Here is a 16,641-nt window from a genome sequence, read left to right on the forward strand (position 1 = left end):
ATCCTTTTTGTTCGGGACAAGCGGCATCTTCACTGCCGGTACAAAAGTAAGGCGAGAAATTATCCTCCAAAACCGCCACAACCTGATACAGGGTTAAATCTTGCGGTTTGACTTTCAAACTATAACCACCGCGCGCGCCTTTGGTGCTAGTAATCAACCCGGCTCTTTTGAGCCGAGCAAATAAGTGTTCTAAATAAGCCCGCGGAATTTTTTGTTCCCGGGCAATCTGAGGCAGTGAATAAGGCTCCTTATCGCCTTGCTTGGCCAAGGCAATTAAAGCGCGAATACCATATTCAGCTTTGGTCGAAAATTTCATGCTCATATCCAGTATAAAATTTCGAATGGGCTAAAGCCCAACTGTAGTCTCTATTAGTTATCAATGGGTAATACCGCCCTTATTAGAGAAACTTTCTATAAAGAAAACCGTTTCGAAATTTCTCTACTGGACATATTAATACCGACTAAATTAGTCGGCTTTAACACTAGCCTAATTAACTTAATCTGTCAAGGCCATGACAAAATTAAAACTCCCCTGACGCGGCAGGGGAGTTTTCAAAATATCTAAATAAATTATAAGGCATTAACAATTGAATCGACCACAAACGTAGCAATCGCAAATGAAGTTAACACAATAATCAAACCAATGATACCGGCAGCCAACATTTTCTTAGCCGAAGCCACTTTGTCTTCATTCCCTCCAGCCGTCATCCACATAAAGCCAGCGTATAAAACAATCAAAATTGCCAAAACGCCCAAAAACGCAAAAAAGGCTCTAATAATTGCCAAAATAGTTTCACGGATGTCTCGAGTACCAAGCCCTAAGGCGGTGGCATAGTTTAATCCAACATCCACGGCTAAAACTGGTCCAGCTAATGAAAACGCAGCCACTCCACTTAAACTACCAATAATCTTTTTCATATCCTCACCCCCTTTCTTCTATTTATAACCAACTATATTTTATCACATAAAGGCTGCTAAACAAATCCGGTGGCAATAAAAACTCCCCCGCCAAAGACGAGAGAGTTTTATATATAAGATAAGTATATTATAAGTTGTTAATAATTGAGTCAACCACGAATGTAGCAATGCTAAACGCGGTCAAAACAATAATCAAGCCAATAACACCAGCGGCTAATAATTTCTTAGCTTCAGCCACTTTATCTTCATTACCGCCAGCCGTCATCCATTTAAACCCAGCGTATAAAACAATCAAGATAGCTAGAACACCTAAAAATCCAAACAACGCGCTAATGATTGCCAAGATGGTTTCGCGGATGTCTCGAGTACCAAGTCCTAAAGCAGTACCATAGTTTAATCCGACATCAACAGCCAATGCAGGCAAAGCCGCTGAAAACGCAGCCAACCCGCTAAGTGAGCCCACGAGCTTTTTCATAGATCCACCCCCTTTCTTTTTAAGTATCTATACGATTAAATTTCTGCCTGAAACTACCGGTTTCTGAAAGTGAAATAACTATACCATAATTTAATTCATTTGACCAGTTAAGTTCTACACAGTCATTTTTCAAAACTGTCCCCGTTATATGGTGAGAATTGTTACCTTTGGCTTACAATTGTTAAACATTACCGTTATAATACAATGAGTATGAAAAATGAATCCGAAATTGAAATTAATTCCAAATTTAAGTCCAAATTTTCCCTTATCGCATTAACGCTAGTAGTGTTAGCGCTAATCTATTTTATTAGCACGGCCGGATCGCAGGCGGAGAATAGTTTTGTTATCACCATCCCTTTTACCGTCGCTTTTTTGGGCGGTGTTTTGTCATTAATGTCGCCTTGCTCAGCGGCTTTACTGCCGGCATTTTTTGCTTACAGCTTTAAGGAAAAAACTCACCTAGTTAAAATGACCTTTGTTTTTTGGCTCGGCTTATCGCTTGTCTTTGTGCCGCTTGGATTTTCAGCCTCATTTGTTTCAAAAATTTTTGTGAACCACCAAACGCTACTATTTTGGATTGCCGGGTTATTCTTTTTTCTCTTCGGCTTTATGGTGCTATCGGGCAAAAGTTGGCAAATTTTACCTAAGCGCTTTCGCCAAGCTAAAATTGACAAACGCACACCTTTAGGGGTTTTTATCATGGGTGTGTTATTTGCCTTTGCCTCAGGTACTTGCACTGCTCCAATACTGGGTTCAATTTTTACTCTAGCCGCGGCGTCCGGCGGCACTAATCAAGCAGTGTGGCTGCTAATAGTTTATTCCTTTGGATTAGTTATGCCGCTGTTTATCGTGGCTTGGTTTTTTGAGAAAGGAAACTTTGCGCAAAGTAAATTGATTAAAGGCCGTGAATTACAATTCACTTTCGGCCAAAAAAATTTCCAAGTCCATTCAACAAATTTAATTACCGCGCTTATCTTTTTTGCTTTGGGATTAATTTTTATTGCTACCAACGGAACCAATAATTTGCTCAATATCTACCAAAGCGGTAAATTGACAGATTTTTATTTTGAGTTTAACCAAAAAATTATTGAAATTTTTTCACCTTAAAATGTTAAAGCTAGAATCCCAAGCGCCAACCTTTTCATTAACTGATAAAAACGGGGCAAGCCATTCGTTAAAAGATTACGCCGGCAAAATTTTAGTTTTGTATTTTTACCCTAAAGATAATACCCCTGGCTGTACTCTCCAGGCCCAAAACTACACCCGACACCAAAAACAATTTGCCGCAAAAGGTATTGCCGTTGTCGGAATTTCAGGCGGCGATCAAAAATCAAAACAAAAGTTTGTCGATAAATGCAAGTTGAGAATTACTTTGTTATCTGATCCTGATTTTAAAGTTAGCCTTAAATACAAAGTCTACGGCCCAAAAAAATTTATGGGACGTGAATACATGGGCATAAAAAGGACCACTTATATCATTGGCAAAAAAGGCATTATTAAGGCAGTTGTGGAAAAAGCCAAACCGCAAACTGACCCTCAAGACGTGCTCCAAAAAATTAAAGAGCTTAACTTAGCTTAGCCCTGGCTTTTTCAAATCGACGATATCACGCTATAATAATAGCTGATGAATATCACGGTTAATCAAATCCAAAAGCATCATAAAATTGAAGCGCGGCACCGGTCAGATTTTGGCTCTTATCTGAGCGATATGATTTTTGGCGCAAGTGACGGCATAGTCACAACCTTTGCTATTGTGGCTGGAGCCATCGGGGCAAATTTTCCAACCACGGTGATAATTATTTTAGGCTTTGCTAATCTATTAGCTGACGGCATTTCAATGGCCTTAGGCAATTACATCGGTAAAAAATCTGAACGTGACTTTAACCGCGGCCAAAGACAGCAAGAAGAATGGGAAATTGAAAATATGCGCGAAGCCGAAATTAAAGAAGTAAAAGATAGCTTGCAAGCTTGGGGTTTTACTGGACAAGATTTGAAGCGGGCAACCGAAACTATAATCTCGGATAAAAAACGCTGGGTTGATTTTATGATGCGGGAAGAATTAAATATCTTTGAAGAAGGTGCCGGAGCTCCTAGCCGACACGGCTTAGCCACCTTTTTTGCTTTTAGTATCGCGGGCTTAGCGCCAATCATCCCATATCTTACTCCCTGGCCATCTTTTGGCGCCTCCATCACCAGTGCTTGTATCACTTTATTTATTATCGGAGCGTTGAAAAATTTAATCACGCCTAAAAAATGGTACGTATCAGGACTAGAAATGCTTATCGTCGGGGTTCTGGCCGGAAGTTCGGCTTATTTTGTCGGTAACATTTTAGAACATATAATTATGAAATAAAGCTATTGGCGATTTGCTATCTGCTATTTGCTAACGTATGGCCTTTATTGACGATAAAATCTCAAGCCGAGAGGCGCACGGAGCCAAGAAATTTATCGTTGGTTTAGTTTTAGGATTAGTTATTGGTATTATTGCCGGCAGCATTTTGATGTATGCGTATATGCTAGCAAATTTTGAACGTGGTGAAACGCAACTAATTAAATTAACCAAAGAAAAAAGAAGTACGATTTTACTTAATTGGGATAATAATTTATGGCGGCGGTCTGGCAACACTTTATATTTAAGAAATGATGAAACTTGTCAAATTACCACCGGTCCAATTTTAAGCACGATTGACCCAGGCTTAATTGCTGAAAATACTCCCCGAGTTTATAACGGCATTAAAGCGACTGACACCATCTTACGTAATCAAAATAACGACCCGACGATCCGCATCGTTAATTTAACTTTAGATGACGAAAGTAACTACTTTTTTACTATGACCGCGCCGAATAACTTTGAAGTTTGTTCTCAATCGCTCAATGGCGTGTTAGCGTTATTTGATTATATTCAAGAGTAAAAATTCTATCCGGCTAGCCTAACGATAGCCACGACCGGCGTTTTTTGCGGAGCCGCAAGCCAGCCGTGTAAAAAATATATTGCATCACTGATACTACCGCTATAAATTTTGGCAATTCACTAAACACTTCTTTTTGGCTTTGCGTAAATTCAACTACCGGGCTCAATAAATAAATCAGTAAAAATAAAGGCAGCGCCGAAAAAAGCGTTATCCAAAACCCTGACACGGTTTTATTTTTGCGAATATGTATGCCTTGGTGCAGGCCTAAAGTAAACCATACTAAAATACTAAAAATAAATAAAAAGATAATTAAATAAAACGGTTCAACTGTCAAAACGCGATTATTATTAAACAGTACTTGTCTATATAAAGACAGCAGCCCATAGCTTAAAATTACAATCATCAAAAGCGCTATATTGGCTAAAAGCATGACTAAAGTGCTTTCCCAAACTTCCCGGCTTTTAGCGTATTTTAAAATTTGCTTGGTATTTTTAGGCCTCCTGGAGAGAAATGACATATTAAAATAATTATAACAAATTTGTCATTCCCGCGAAACCTGTCCACGGCTACGACCGGGGGGCGGGAATCCAGAGTCATTAAATAAATTAAAATCCCTTTTAACAAAAAGACAGAAGCCGACATCCTCCACGCTGGTAGCGTTTCAGATATCGGCTTCAAAACTTTGGCCGCAGGATCGAGGGATTGCCTCAATCCGGCGGACCACGTGAGTTCCCTGGCCACGCTTGACGCGCGGACGCGGGAGTCACACTTGCCGGAGAGCCTCGAAGACGGTTTGCTGGATAGGGCATGTCTACACCCTGCTTACCGTCAACTTGACCAGGCTACCGCCGTCAAGTTTGAACTCGAAGCGATCACCGGCGCCCGTATTAACAGCTCCCCAGGTCGCCCACCACCAGCCAGGAGAACCCGAACTGAAGGTGAAGCGATGAGAAGGGCCCTCGAAGTTCTTGGCCGGGTTGGCCACTCGGTAGTGCACCACAGGAGGAACATCCCCTTGATACATCACCATGAACTTCTTCGCCTGCGGATTTTGCACCGGTGCGTTAACACCGATGGGCGTCCACTCACTGGACACAATCACGACATTTGTCGCACTGACATTGGCCCCCATTGAACTTGACTGCCCATTGTAGAGCAGGAAGCCCGCAAGGATGACCACGATGACCAGGCCGGTTGTTGCCCAGCCACGCGCACTGTCACCGACCCGAGGACCAGCGATAGCGACAACGAGCAGCAAAACGGCTGGCAAAACGAGCGCAGTCACCTTACGGTGATGACGCACCCAGCCGGTAAGCTGGCTGCCCATAGCTTCGTCCGGCAGGGCATTGGCCTTGCGGACGTATACCACTGCACCGTCCTCTTTCTGTCCCCGATAAACCGCAATGGCCCCGAGGAACTGAGGTTCATCGTTGTCGAACAGGATAACTTTCGTCTCCTGCCCGAAACGCAGAGTCGACTGCAGTGCGGCCACCTGCTCAGAAGTCGGCTCCTGAATCTCAGTTGTGACTTCCGCTGTGGCAGGATAGTATACCGTTCCTTGCGGGAAGGTGTACGTCCGGCCGGATTGGCTCATCTCCACAGTCACACTTCTGACGTTGAAGACTGCCAGGGTGGCGAGGACCGTGAGGCCGAGCGGGACGACCACGAGCACCAGACGAGGTGCCCAGGTCTGCTCACGCCCCAGGTAATTGCATGACCCGCTGTAGGCCATGCCACCGAGCATCACGATCATGGCAATAAGCGCGCCGTAGTCCACGCCCAGATAATACAGGATGGCGAGGACGAAGCCGGCCGAGAACACCAGCACGGCCACAAACGACGCGGCACGGTTGATGCTCATGAGCACCGTGCGAATGGCACCCTCGCGGGACGGAGCGACAGAGTTGAACACCCAGCCGATCGCCCACGACGAGATGCCCCCAACCATCACGGCCAGGACGACGAGCACCATGCCCGCTGTCCCGCCAAAGAGGATGGCGAGGCCGGTCAGAACGACGGAAACCAGCGCCAGCCCAACGGCGACACTGATTCCAATCGCCACTTGGCGACGCGACGATTGCCACGCCTCCGACACGATGATGACGACGATCTGGTAGATCGCGCCGATTGAGCGGTTGACCTGGTTACGGAGCGGAATCGACAGCGTGTACACTGCCACCGCCAAGGCTCCGAACAACCATTTGACCGCTGTTTCAATTAGCTTCTGCCAATTCATGGCGAAGTCCTTTCTGCGGTCAGTTACCGCTTGTTGTTTTTACTCTTGCGAGCCCGCTCAGCGCGCTCGTTCGCCTCCGCGACACGCGCTTGAGCATTCGCTAGCTTCACCGCCGCGTTGGATTCGGCAATCCGATCGCGGCGAGCACGCTTGGCTTTCCGGGCGGCCTTGCGCTCATCACGCTTGGCCTTCCGGTCAGCTTCGCGGCGTTGACGCTCCTGCCGACGACCTTCATGCCAGGCATTCAGGTCATCAGCGACACGTTCCAGGCCATCAGCCGGCCCTGCAGCTTCAATGCTTTCGGGCGAGTTCGCTTGCCGTATTGCCTCCTGAACCGCGAACACGACCTTGCCCACGCGCTGCTTGACCGACGTATCGTCGGACAGATCTAGCACGCGGGACAAGCGCGAGAACTCTTCATCCGGAATGCGCGCCAGAAACGTTACTGCCTTCTGACGCCATTCCTCAGGCAAGCCGGCCATGATCTTGCGGAATTGCTCCCGCTCCACCTGGCTTAGAACCTCCAGCCTCCGATTGAAGAGGTCGTGGTGGTCGAGCTCCGTCTTTAGAAGCCCAAAACCCTCAGCACTCTCTGCCCAGACCTGGAGTTGACCCAAGAACGTCTTGATTTCATCCTCCAGTTGAGGATTCAAGACGCCAGCCACAGCCTCCTTCACCGGCTCACTCTTGGCAAGTTCGGCAATACCGCTGCCGATCGTTGCCTCGAGCACCCTTCCCAGGGAAGCAAGAACTCCCTTTACTGCTTCCTTTTCCGCCATGATTTAGGACCCTCCTTTGGATTCATGTTATACCGTTGTCAAAGTTCTGTTGCACATATCCCTGTGCCACTGGGGTTATGAGAGGACACACTGTGCCATCATAACTAAATATAATACCATATTTTTAAGATGTTGTCAAGATATTTACTCACAAAAATTGCCACTTATTAGTGGCTAAAATTAAACAAAATTTATGCGTTTCTAAACGCCAGTAATTGCTCCAATAACAAAGCTAACCAAGGTGTAACTTAGTAGTATTACCGCAATGCCTAAAGATGCCCACAAAATCATGTCTTTCCCCTTCTTTATTTTGTCCTCATTCCCAGCCGCCATCATCCAAGTAAACCCACCGTAAATAAAGACCAATAATGCTAAAGAGCCAACTAATCCTAAAATAGCTCTTATAATATTTGCGATAATATCTCGGGGGTCATTCAGTCCCTTGCCCAAAGGATTATCTATTCCACCTTCGACAGACCCGGATCCCTCCGCAGAAGAACCATCTGTGCTTATCGCGGGACTAATAAGTAAAAAATTAAATGATATCAAAACGGCTGCTGTTGCTAAAATAAAATTACTACGATACATAACTAAATTATATCCTAGTTATTTTGGCTGGTCAATTTGGATTTTTTAACTAGCAAATAAACACTGGCTAAAATTATCAAGCCGCTGACAATTTGCGGTAGGCGGATTCCTACAATAGTTATAGTTTCATCTAGCCTCAATGTTTCAGTAAAAATTCTAACTAGCGAATACAAAATTAGATAAATTAAAAATATTGAGCCTGCCTGCCGGTCATCCCGGGTTTGATCCGGGATCTCTGGATTCCCGCCGGCGCGGGAATGACGTGCTCTTATTCTTCTAATGTGCAAGATAATAAGCACAACAAAAATAATTAAATTTAAAACCGATTCGTACAAAAACGTCGGATGAAAAAACTGTTCATTAAAAAATTGCACTGGCCGGTTAAATTCGGCAATTGGAATGCCCCAAGGTAAATTGGTTGGCCGGCCAAATAATTCCTGATTAAAATAATTCCCCCACCGCCCGATCGCTTGGCCCAAAGCCAAGGCCGGCGCAACCGCATCCAGCCAAAGCCAAATTGAAACTCTATTGCCCATAGATACCCTCTCCCTGTGGGAGAGGGTTAGGGTGAGGTTACGAATCGAAAACTTGCGACTTCGTTTATGCCCGGTATCATTCTCCGCTACCTCACCCCTACCCTCTCCGTCATCGGAGAGGGAGTGATTATCAAATTTATTTCGGGGATCACGAAACAGATAAAAATAAACCGCCAAAAGGCCGCCGATAATCGCACCGTGTATAGCCAGCCCGCCTTGCCATACTTTAATAGCGTCCAGGGGGTTTGCTAAAAAGTAAGGTAATTCTAAAAACATAAAATATACACGGGCGCCTACAATGGCAAAAATTATTGCCCAGAAACCTAAATCATAAACCTGGTCTTTGCTAATACCATAACGGGAACCGATTTTAGCAGTTAACAATAAGCCAATAAAAATTGCTACGACAATTAACATCCCGTACCAATGAATTGCTATGGGGCCAATCGTAAAAGCAATAGGGTCTGGTAGGTGAGTGTGTAAGAAATGAAACATTCAAATTACCTTAAAATAATTTCTCTCCCTTTGAAAGGGAGAGGGGGTAGACGAGGGTTGGTTAAAATCTTCCGATACCCCACCTCACCCTATCCCTCTCCTCCAAGGAGAGGGAGCCTACTGTGATATTTAAATCAATAATTACTATTTGCAATTCGCTATTTATCTATTGCTATTTTACAGTCTCTATTTTTATCAAATTAGCATGGCCAATATAGCCATACGGATGACTAGAACAAATCACTATACGGTCCCCCGATTTAGCCAACTTATGCTCTTTTAACAAAGTATTAACGTAAGAGATCAATTCGCTTAATTTTTTATACGGCGGAGTCACGAATGCAGATACCCCCCAACTTAAACTTAGCTGGCGCTGGGTTTTTTCAAAAGCGGTAACCGCCACGACCGGAAATCTTGGTTTATTGCGAATTACCGACCGCACCGCAAAGCCGGCAGCCGTGGAACAAACTATTACCTTAGCGCCCGACATCTCGGCAATGGTTTCGGCGGCAAGCGTTGTAGATTCAGTAATTGAAGGCCCTTGGCCCGAACGTTTCGCCGGTTCGCTGACTAATTTAATTTCAGCCGGTTCAGTATGCTGAGCAACTTTATTCATCACTTGAACCGCCTTTAAAGGATATTTCCCAGTCGCTGTTTCACCGGACAACATAATCGCATCCGTACCGTCTAAAATCGCATTAGCAATATCTGACACTTCCGCCCGGGTTGGCACCGGGCGCTGAATCATTGAATCTAACATCTGTGTGGCGACAATGACTGGCTTACCGGCCTTATTGCATTTTTGAATAAACCGTTTTTGAAATAAGGGCAAATCTTGAATTGGCAGCTCAATTCCTAAATCGCCTCGGGCAATCATAATCCCATCAGCCACCGCCAAAATCTCATCAAAATTTTGGAGCGCCTCTTTGCGTTCAATTTTAGCGATAATCCGAGTGTAAAGCGGGGCGCGTTCACCTTGGCCGGCTTTAACTTGGTTATTTTTTCTCTCCCAGCCAAACTTCTTTTCTAACGCTACAATTTGTTTTCGTAACGCCACAATTTCTTCCGCCTTCGACACAAATGATAGCGCTACAAAATCTACATTTTGTTTAATCCCAAAAACCAAATCTCTTTTATCTTTAGTAGTGACAGCCGGGACCTTAATAGAAGAATTCGGAAAATTCATGCCCTTATTTGATTTTAAAATACCGCCCACCACTACCCGGGCTTTAATATTTGGTTTGGATACACCAGTTACTTTCAGTTGCAGCAATGCATCATCAATTAAAATTGAATGCCCGGCTTTGACATATTTATACAAGCTCGGTAATTGAATTGGAATAATGTTGTCGGACAATTTCCCTGCCTTCGGTGTTAAGGTGATGGTATTACCTTTTTTAAGTTCAATACCATCTTCAGGCAATTTACCGATTCTAATTCGCGGCCCCTGCAAATCTTGCAAAATGGCAACGGGTACGCCTTTCTTTTTACTAGCTGCGCGAATATTTTTAATTAACATCGCGTGATGGCTATGCACATTATGCGAAAAATTCAGCCTGGCCACATTCATGCCGGCTGAAATTAAACGTTCAATTGTAGCTTGAGTTTCAGAAGCCGGGCCAATCGTACAAACTATCTTGGTTCGCTTCATAGATAACAAGAATACCGCCCCATCTTACAGAGCTATAAACAAATAAATTACAAATTTAGCTTATCGGCAATAGCTCCGGCTACTGGAGCTTCCCAAACTTCGCCGTTAATTGCTTTAATCAAACCGATAATTGCTAAGACCACCGAGGCTAAGGCTACCACCCAACCAATTGCCGGGATAATTCCCAAGACCATGCCGATAAACAACACCACCCCTTGGCGGGCATGTCCGTGCACAAATGGTGACTTACGCTTAAGGGCCCAAACTACGATGGATAATACCCAAATGTAACTTGCGGCCGCCCAAAGCTTATCGCCTTGCTCTGGTTTAACAGATTTATTTTCAGCCATGTTTGTGACTGTTAGTTAATAAAGTAATTAAAGTATACCATAAAAAGTGCCTGCAAAAAACCGGGCGAGAGCCCGGTTTTTGTTAATAGTTAATTGTTGATGGTTGATAGTTATTTTTTACATCATCCCCATGCCATCCATGCCCATGCCGCCACCGCCAGGCATAGCTGGAGTTTTATCTTCTTTTTCCGGTAAATCAGTTATGGCCACTTCGGTTGTTAAGAGGAGACCGGCAATTGATGCCGCGTTCTCTAGGGCGGTACGAGTCACTTTGACCGGATCAACAATGCCGGCCTCAATCATGTCTTTGGCTTGCATCGCCTCAAAATCATAACCCATATTTTGGCCGCCGGTAACGATTTCGTTTTCAATCATACCAATATCTTTAATGCCGGAATTTGCCGCAATTTGACGCAAGCACGATTTTAATGAAGCGCGCAGTATCTCAAACCCAACCGCCTCGTCGCCCGTCAATTCTTTAGCTGACTCCGTAAGCTTGGAGGATACCTTGACTAACGCCGCGCCGCCGCCAGGGACAATCCCTTCTTCCACGGCCGCTTTAGTGGCGTTTAAGGCGTCTTCAATCTTAAACTTACGCTCTTTCATCGCCGTTTCGGTTGCCGCGCCAACTTTAATTACGCCCACGCCGCCAGCTAATTTGGCTAAACGTTCTTGTAATTTTTCTTTGTCAAAATCAGAATCAGACGCTTCATACTCTTTTTTAATTTGCGCGACCCTATCCTCAATGGCCTTGCTATCACCTTTACCATCCACTATGGTGGTGGTTTCTTTAGTTGAAATTACTTTGCCGGCTTGGCCTAACATTTCCACATCCGCATTTTCCAACTTCAATCCAACATCTTCTGAAATAACTTGTCCGCCAGTAAGTACCGCAATATCTTGTAACATTTCTTTTCGGCGGTCGCCAAAACCAGGCGCTTTAACACCCAACACGTTAAAGGTTCCTCTCAATTTGTTAACGACAAAAGTGGCTAAAGCTTCACCTTCAATATCTTCGGCCACAATGACTAAATCTTTCTTGCCGCTTTGAGCTAATTTTTCTAATAGGGGTAAAATTTCTTGGACTGTTGAAATTTTCTTATCAGTAATCAAGATATACGGTTCAGAAAATTCGGCGATCATACGTTCTGAATTGGTAATCATGTACGGTGAAACGTAGCCGTTATCAAAACGCATGCCTTGAACCACTTCTTTTTCCAAACCAAACTTTTGGCCTTCTTCAACCGTAATCACGCCATCCTTACCAACTTCTTCCATAATCTCGGCAATCATCTTGCCAACTTCTGAATCAAGGCTTGAGATGGTAGCAACTTGCTCGGTTTCGGTTTTGTCTTTAACTGGCTTGGTGATATTTTTTAACTCTTTAACCGCGGCCACGACTGCTTTATCCATGCCGCGTTTAACCGCTTGCGGGTTGGTACCGGCCGAAACCACTTTTAACCCTTCCGTCATTAGCGCTTGGGCTAAAATTGTCGCCGTAGTAGTGCCATCTCCGGCCACATCGTTGGTTTTCTCGGCGACTTCTTTAATTAACTCCGCGCCAACATTTTCAAATTTATTCTCTAATTCAATTTCTTTGGCAATGGTCACCCCGTCATTAGTCACCGTCGGCGAACCAAAGCCTTTGTCTAATACCACGTTTCGGCCGCGCGGACCAAAGCTCACCCGCACCGCGTCAGCAACTTTATCCACGCCGCGTTTTAACGCGTGCCGGGCGTCTTCATCAAATAGTAATTGTTTTGCCATATGTAATAAAAATTAATTGATTATTATTCAACTACCGCCAAGACGTCTTCGTCAGACAAAATTTTATAGTCAACTTCATCAACGCTCACATCTTCGCCGGCGTACTTGCCAAAAATGACTTTATCGCCCTCTTTTAAATTAAGTTTTTGAATTTTCTCACCACTACCGATGGCAATCACTTTGCCTTCAGCCTTTTTTTCTTTATCCACTGTATCTGGCAGTACAATGCCAGATTTGGTGACTTCTTCTTCGGTGATTTGTTCTACAATCACCCGATTACCTAATGGTTTTAGCTTCATATTTGTTAATTTTTAATTGTTAATCGTCAGCCGTTGGCCGAAGTGGCCAAAGGGCCTAAATAGCACTCTCGCATTAAGAGTGCTAAATTACTTGTAGACAATATAGTAAAGTCACTTGCCATTTTTGTCAACCCCGTTAGAAATAGGCTATATATTTTTGATAATCTAAAGGCAGCATTAATTTCTAACGGGGTTCACAAAATTGGGCTCACTCACCCACCCGACAATGAACCTGGATAGCCAGCAGTAAGCATCGGGTTTGTCGTTTATGACTTTTTTAATGCCAACCCAAAAATGATAAAAAAAAGAATCAACCCAAAATAGTGCGTCCACAAATAATGATCAAAAAATCCGATGAAAAGCATCGCCAAAGATGCGCTTTGCCAAATATAGTCCGTTTCATTTACTCGCACTTTAATTGATTGCCACAGCGCCTGTAAAATAAAAGCGATAAATAAGGCAAAACCTAAAACGCCAAGCTCGGCAAAAATTAACAAATAAATATTATGCACCGGTTGGAAAAACCAAGCCGGAAAATTTCGGCCATCGTTTTGATGCAAAACCAAAGTGTATTGGCCAAGCCCCACACCAGTAACCCAATTGTCCTTAATTAAATTTATCGCCTGCTCGGTATAAGAATAGCGTTCCGACAATGACTTCACTTCTAATCTGTCCTGGCCGGAAAACCTGGCAGCAAGGAGTGGAAAAAAATTAGTCGCCAAAAGTAAAAAGGTCAACACAAAAATTATGGATAACTGGGTTAAGGGTTTTTGATATGCCACTGCTCTTCCCCGCCATAACCGAAAAACAATGTAAATTACGGCCAAAAATAATCCGAGCCACGCAGACCTAGAAAAGGTAAAAAATAACGCCGCGCTCATTATTGCTAAGCTTAATAAAGTGGCGATTCTAAAAATTCTCTGCTGCGAATAATAAGAAAAATAAATTAAACTCAAAATCCCTAAAACTAAAAACCCCGCAAGCACATTGGGATGAGCCAAAGACCCGTAAGCGCGCAACCAACGCTCCAACCCAACTTCCACTACGGCATCGCCTAAAACTTCTGGCAAATGGCCGGCTAGACCCAACCATTTATTAGCTACAACTTGCTGGGATAAAAACTGCCAAATGGCAAGCAGTGCCTGAATTTCAGCCGCGGCAATAATTGCGATCATTGCCTTCATCCGGTCAAATTTCAAATTTAATATCACTACAAATAATGCCGCTGCCTCAAGTACCGTTAATGCCGAACGTATCGCCAACGCTGAATCGCGCGACCACAAAAGCGATGCAATAGTCATCACCATAAAGCCGTAAAAAGCAACAAGCAACTTTACTTTATCTTTATCCCATTGCTTTTTGCCAAGCTTAAAGCCATTAACCCTAACTTCGTGAACTAAATAGAGTATAAGCAAAAACCAAAGCACTATTTCGCTCGCGTAAATACTTAACGAGCCATACTCCCAATTTGTCCCGCCCAATTCGCCGAAACGGTAAATGTAGCGCGTCTGCCACGGCAGTAAAAAAAGATACAAGTAAAAAATATAATTCAAAACTTTGGTCATACTAATTTAAGTTCTTTTAGCTTGGCTTGCCACTTTTCTCTAAACTCTGGCCGGCCGTCATAAGTGTGGAATTTTAAAACCTTATCATTAATCACAACTCGCGTGTCCTTGTTCATCATCGCTTTAATTTTAGGATTCATTATTTTTAGTTGCATAGCCCGGTATATTTTTTCATCCAAATTACTAGTGAGAAATTCCACCCACCGATGAAACCAGCCGGGCGCTTTAATTTGCCGCCGCCAAATTGGTGAGTAACTATCGGCGTTAGGCAAGTAATCATTTAACCATGCGTTTTGATCTTTGAACTTCTTAAACGCTTTATCCCGGTCATAAAGTGGCACCAATTGAGCTAACCAATAATGAAAATAAATGTCATCTTGGTCTAAGCGTAAATCACTAATATCTAAATGGTCCTGACTCACCCAAAAACTAACGTCAATCTTATTCATCTTGGTGCTTGGTTGAGGCCGCAGATGAAATAACTTTAAAATTATTACGGTAATGCCCCGGGCAACCCAAATTCTACGCGGCGAGGCAATAATAAAAAAATCAATGTCTGATTCTTGGGTGGCATTACTCAATGCCAAAGTGTTGGCTACCGCGACCATGTTCACTCCCGGCACTTGTCGTAGCCACTTTGTTACTTTTAACGCCCGCTTAAATTTTTTATCCGCAATTAAATAGCGGTTCAAACGCTGGGGCAGCAAATCTTTCCTACCAGTTAAAAAATAATAGCCCCCGCATTCTTCAACTTTCTTTTGGCGGACCAGCATATCAAGCGACTCTAAAACAGCACCCGCTGAATAATCTTTTTCTGGCTGATACAGCCATGCATGCAACTCAAGCAGGGTTAAAGGATAATTGTGGACGTCAAAGTACGCCAACGTTTTAAGAACTGTATTTTCTATGCTATGGGAAGTCATATTCATGTCATTGCGAGGAGTAACGCGACGTCGCAATCTAGTGTTTAAATTGATCTCCCGAGATCCTCACGTCGGCTTCGCCTCCTCAGGATGACAATTGTGCTATTCTACGGCCGGCTTATCAAGTTGCACAGGATCTACACTTTTTTCTCCGCCGGTTAACTTCACAACATCTTTATCAATTTTAGCGAACTCTTTGTAAGCGCTATTATAAGCATTAACTGTCGTACCCAAATGAGTACCCAATTTTTTCATATAATCCTCATACGACCTAATATGCCGGGACAGCAGGCCCACGTTTTTTAAAATCTCTTTAGTTGATTCTTGAATTTCATACGCCCGCATCCCCTGCCACATTGATTGTAGCGTAACATAAAAAGTAGTTGGCGATACAATATGTACTTTTTTTTCAGAAATCGCATAATCAATCAAATCGCGAGTGTTAACTTTGATAGCGCCGACTTTATTAACTAATAAATCGTAGTAAATTCCTTCGGCCGGAATAAACATAAAAGCAAATTCAGTTGTGTCTTCCTGTGGCCGGATGTATTTCGCGGTTTCATCAATGCGCTTTTTCAAATCATTTTTAAAAGCTGTTTCCAATTCTTTGTGCTTAGCCGAATCTTTTTCTTCCACGATGCGATTATAGTTTTCTAACGAAAATTTTGAGTCAATCGGAATAATTTTTTCGCCCATAAACAAAACGGCATCGACTATTTCGCCGTCTTTAAACTTATACTGCATTTGGTATTGTTTGGGCTGAAATGCATTTTTTAGCAAAGTCTCCAGATAATATTCCCCAAAAATTCCTCTCTGCTTGGGATTTTTTAAAATGTCTTGTAAATTTTGCAGCTGATCGGAAAAATTCAAAACCTGTTTATTAGTTTCGTCTAATTTGGTTAGTCGCTCAGCCACATCCGTGATAATTTTGGCGCTTTGCCCAAACTGCCTTTGCATCATCTGGGCTGATTCCGACAATTTGCTGTCTAGTGTTTTTCTCATTTCGGACAGCTGATTTTGTAACATCACCAACGACTCCCCGTTATCATTTCTAGGCCCGCTAAGTTTTGATAATTTCAAAAAGACCATCACCAAGGCCACAATGACGGCTAAACTTAAAAGGACTAAAAAGCCTAATACCAGCGAA

General features: G+C 43.5%; 20 protein-coding genes. 5 read left to right on the forward strand and 15 right to left on the reverse strand.

Annotation, left to right across the window (positions count from 1 at the left end):
• Positions 1-316, reverse strand: a 316-nt coding sequence (locus COT81_05670; GenBank protein PIS04558.1) for a transcriptional regulator, incomplete at its 3' end; no start/stop codon positions are given.
• 63 nt (positions 317-379) lie between these two features.
• Here COT81_05670 and COT81_05675 point away from each other — a divergent pair.
• Positions 380-565 (forward strand): hypothetical protein, encoded by a 186-nt coding sequence (locus COT81_05675; GenBank protein ID PIS04559.1) that lies wholly within the window; start codon positions 380-382, stop codon positions 563-565.
• Between the two features lie 5 nt (positions 566-570).
• Here COT81_05675 and COT81_05680 read toward each other — a convergent pair whose 3' ends face one another.
• Positions 571-918: a hypothetical protein gene (locus tag COT81_05680; GenBank protein PIS04560.1), complete on the reverse strand. Its 348-nt coding sequence runs from the start codon at positions 916-918 to the stop codon at positions 571-573.
• 127 nt (positions 919-1,045) lie between these two features.
• On the reverse strand, positions 1,046-1,393 hold the full coding sequence (locus COT81_05685; GenBank protein PIS04561.1) for a hypothetical protein: 348 nt from the start codon (positions 1,391-1,393) through the stop codon (positions 1,046-1,048).
• Between the two features lie 204 nt (positions 1,394-1,597).
• Between COT81_05685 and COT81_05690 the strand changes: the two genes are divergently transcribed.
• Genes COT81_05690 through COT81_05705 form a run of 4 tightly spaced genes read left to right on the forward strand, consistent with a single transcriptional unit; the run spans position 1,598 to position 4,305 of the window.
• Complete coding sequence (locus COT81_05690; protein PIS04562.1) at positions 1,598-2,500, forward strand: hypothetical protein; 903 nt, start codon at positions 1,598-1,600, stop codon at positions 2,498-2,500.
• Position 2,501: 1 nt separating this feature from the next.
• Complete coding sequence (locus COT81_05695) at positions 2,502-2,972, forward strand: peroxiredoxin (GenBank protein PIS04593.1); 471 nt, start codon at positions 2,502-2,504, stop codon at positions 2,970-2,972.
• A 45-nt stretch (positions 2,973-3,017) separates the two neighbouring features.
• Positions 3,018-3,746 (forward strand): hypothetical protein, encoded by a 729-nt coding sequence (locus tag COT81_05700; protein PIS04563.1) that lies wholly within the window; start codon positions 3,018-3,020, stop codon positions 3,744-3,746.
• Between the two features lie 37 nt (positions 3,747-3,783).
• The gene (locus COT81_05705; GenBank protein ID PIS04564.1) at positions 3,784-4,305 is read left to right on the forward strand and encodes a hypothetical protein; all 522 of its coding nucleotides are present in this window, start codon (positions 3,784-3,786) and stop codon (positions 4,303-4,305) included.
• A gap of 13 nt (positions 4,306-4,318) precedes the next feature.
• Here COT81_05705 and COT81_05710 read toward each other — a convergent pair whose 3' ends face one another.
• The 12 genes from COT81_05710 to COT81_05765 form a co-directional block, all read right to left on the reverse strand.
• Positions 4,319-4,822 carry a hypothetical protein gene (locus COT81_05710; protein PIS04565.1) on the reverse strand — a complete coding sequence of 168 codons (504 nt, stop codon included), beginning with the start codon at positions 4,820-4,822 and terminating at the stop codon, positions 4,319-4,321.
• A 294-nt stretch (positions 4,823-5,116) separates the two neighbouring features.
• Positions 5,117-6,541 carry a hypothetical protein gene (locus tag COT81_05715; protein PIS04566.1) on the reverse strand — a complete coding sequence of 475 codons (1,425 nt, stop codon included), beginning with the start codon at positions 6,539-6,541 and terminating at the stop codon, positions 5,117-5,119.
• Between the two features lie 23 nt (positions 6,542-6,564).
• Positions 6,565-7,320 carry a hypothetical protein gene (locus tag COT81_05720; protein ID PIS04567.1) on the reverse strand — a complete coding sequence of 252 codons (756 nt, stop codon included), beginning with the start codon at positions 7,318-7,320 and terminating at the stop codon, positions 6,565-6,567.
• 201 nt (positions 7,321-7,521) lie between these two features.
• Positions 7,522-7,908, reverse strand: coding sequence for a hypothetical protein (locus COT81_05725; GenBank protein PIS04568.1), 387 nt, complete (start codon positions 7,906-7,908; stop codon positions 7,522-7,524).
• A 14-nt stretch (positions 7,909-7,922) separates the two neighbouring features.
• Entirely contained in the window at positions 7,923-8,939 is a 1,017-nt protein-coding gene (lgt, locus tag COT81_05730) for a prolipoprotein diacylglyceryl transferase (protein PIS04569.1), read from the reverse strand.
• Positions 8,940-9,111: 172 nt separating this feature from the next.
• Positions 9,112-10,590: a pyruvate kinase gene (gene pyk / locus COT81_05735; GenBank protein ID PIS04570.1), complete on the reverse strand. Its 1,479-nt coding sequence runs from the start codon at positions 10,588-10,590 to the stop codon at positions 9,112-9,114.
• Positions 10,591-10,637: 47 nt separating this feature from the next.
• Entirely contained in the window at positions 10,638-10,940 is a 303-nt protein-coding gene (locus COT81_05740; protein PIS04571.1) for a hypothetical protein, read from the reverse strand.
• Positions 10,941-11,057: 117 nt separating this feature from the next.
• Positions 11,058-12,707, reverse strand: coding sequence for a chaperonin GroEL (gene groL / locus COT81_05745; protein PIS04572.1), 1,650 nt, complete (start codon positions 12,705-12,707; stop codon positions 11,058-11,060).
• Between the two features lie 23 nt (positions 12,708-12,730).
• On the reverse strand, positions 12,731-13,006 hold the full coding sequence (locus COT81_05750; protein ID PIS04573.1) for a co-chaperone GroES: 276 nt from the start codon (positions 13,004-13,006) through the stop codon (positions 12,731-12,733).
• 266 nt (positions 13,007-13,272) lie between these two features.
• Positions 13,273-14,571: a hypothetical protein gene (locus COT81_05755; protein PIS04574.1), complete on the reverse strand. Its 1,299-nt coding sequence runs from the start codon at positions 14,569-14,571 to the stop codon at positions 13,273-13,275.
• Entirely contained in the window at positions 14,568-15,494 is a 927-nt protein-coding gene (locus COT81_05760) for a hypothetical protein (GenBank protein ID PIS04575.1), read from the reverse strand. Before COT81_05760 ends, COT81_05755 begins: the two co-directional genes overlap by 4 nt.
• A 102-nt stretch (positions 15,495-15,596) precedes the next feature.
• Positions 15,597-16,583, reverse strand: coding sequence for a DNA recombination protein RmuC (locus tag COT81_05765; protein ID PIS04594.1), 987 nt, complete (start codon positions 16,581-16,583; stop codon positions 15,597-15,599).
• Positions 16,584-16,641 lie beyond the last annotated feature (58 nt).

The organism is Candidatus Buchananbacteria bacterium CG10_big_fil_rev_8_21_14_0_10_42_9, from assembly GCA_002773845.1.
Classification (GTDB): Bacteria; Patescibacteriota; Patescibacteriia; order Buchananbacterales; family 21-14-0-10-42-9; genus 21-14-0-10-42-9.

What these genes read in the sequence shown, in the direction of transcription:
- COT81_05675 (PIS04559.1), top strand. Translation starts at nt 380, where the DNA reads ATGGGTAATACCGCCCTTATTAGAGAAACTTTCTATAAAGAAAACCGT.
- COT81_05680 (PIS04560.1), bottom strand. Translation starts at nt 918, where the DNA reads ATGAAAAAGATTATTGGTAGTTTAAGTGGAGTGGCTGCGTTTTCATTA.
- COT81_05685 (PIS04561.1), bottom strand. Translation starts at nt 1,393, where the DNA reads ATGAAAAAGCTCGTGGGCTCACTTAGCGGGTTGGCTGCGTTTTCAGCG.
- COT81_05690 (PIS04562.1), top strand. Translation starts at nt 1,598, where the DNA reads ATGAGTATGAAAAATGAATCCGAAATTGAAATTAATTCCAAATTTAAG.
- COT81_05695 (PIS04593.1), top strand. Translation starts at nt 2,502, where the DNA reads ATGTTAAAGCTAGAATCCCAAGCGCCAACCTTTTCATTAACTGATAAA.
- COT81_05700 (PIS04563.1), top strand. Translation starts at nt 3,018, where the DNA reads ATGAATATCACGGTTAATCAAATCCAAAAGCATCATAAAATTGAAGCG.
- COT81_05705 (PIS04564.1), top strand. Translation starts at nt 3,784, where the DNA reads ATGGCCTTTATTGACGATAAAATCTCAAGCCGAGAGGCGCACGGAGCC.
- COT81_05710 (PIS04565.1), bottom strand. Translation starts at nt 4,822, where the DNA reads ATGTCATTTCTCTCCAGGAGGCCTAAAAATACCAAGCAAATTTTAAAA.
- COT81_05715 (PIS04566.1), bottom strand. Translation starts at nt 6,541, where the DNA reads ATGAATTGGCAGAAGCTAATTGAAACAGCGGTCAAATGGTTGTTCGGA.
- COT81_05720 (PIS04567.1), bottom strand. Translation starts at nt 7,320, where the DNA reads ATGGCGGAAAAGGAAGCAGTAAAGGGAGTTCTTGCTTCCCTGGGAAGG.
- COT81_05725 (PIS04568.1), bottom strand. Translation starts at nt 7,908, where the DNA reads ATGTATCGTAGTAATTTTATTTTAGCAACAGCAGCCGTTTTGATATCA.
- lgt (PIS04569.1), bottom strand. Translation starts at nt 8,939, where the DNA reads ATGTTTCATTTCTTACACACTCACCTACCAGACCCTATTGCTTTTACG.
- pyk (PIS04570.1), bottom strand. Translation starts at nt 10,590, where the DNA reads ATGAAGCGAACCAAGATAGTTTGTACGATTGGCCCGGCTTCTGAAACT.
- COT81_05740 (PIS04571.1), bottom strand. Translation starts at nt 10,940, where the DNA reads ATGGCTGAAAATAAATCTGTTAAACCAGAGCAAGGCGATAAGCTTTGG.
- groL (PIS04572.1), bottom strand. Translation starts at nt 12,707, where the DNA reads ATGGCAAAACAATTACTATTTGATGAAGACGCCCGGCACGCGTTAAAA.
- COT81_05750 (PIS04573.1), bottom strand. Translation starts at nt 13,006, where the DNA reads ATGAAGCTAAAACCATTAGGTAATCGGGTGATTGTAGAACAAATCACC.
- COT81_05755 (PIS04574.1), bottom strand. Translation starts at nt 14,571, where the DNA reads ATGACCAAAGTTTTGAATTATATTTTTTACTTGTATCTTTTTTTACTG.
- COT81_05760 (PIS04575.1), bottom strand. Translation starts at nt 15,494, where the DNA reads ATGACTTCCCATAGCATAGAAAATACAGTTCTTAAAACGTTGGCGTAC.
- COT81_05765 (PIS04594.1), bottom strand. Translation starts at nt 16,583, where the DNA reads ATGGTCTTTTTGAAATTATCAAAACTTAGCGGGCCTAGAAATGATAAC.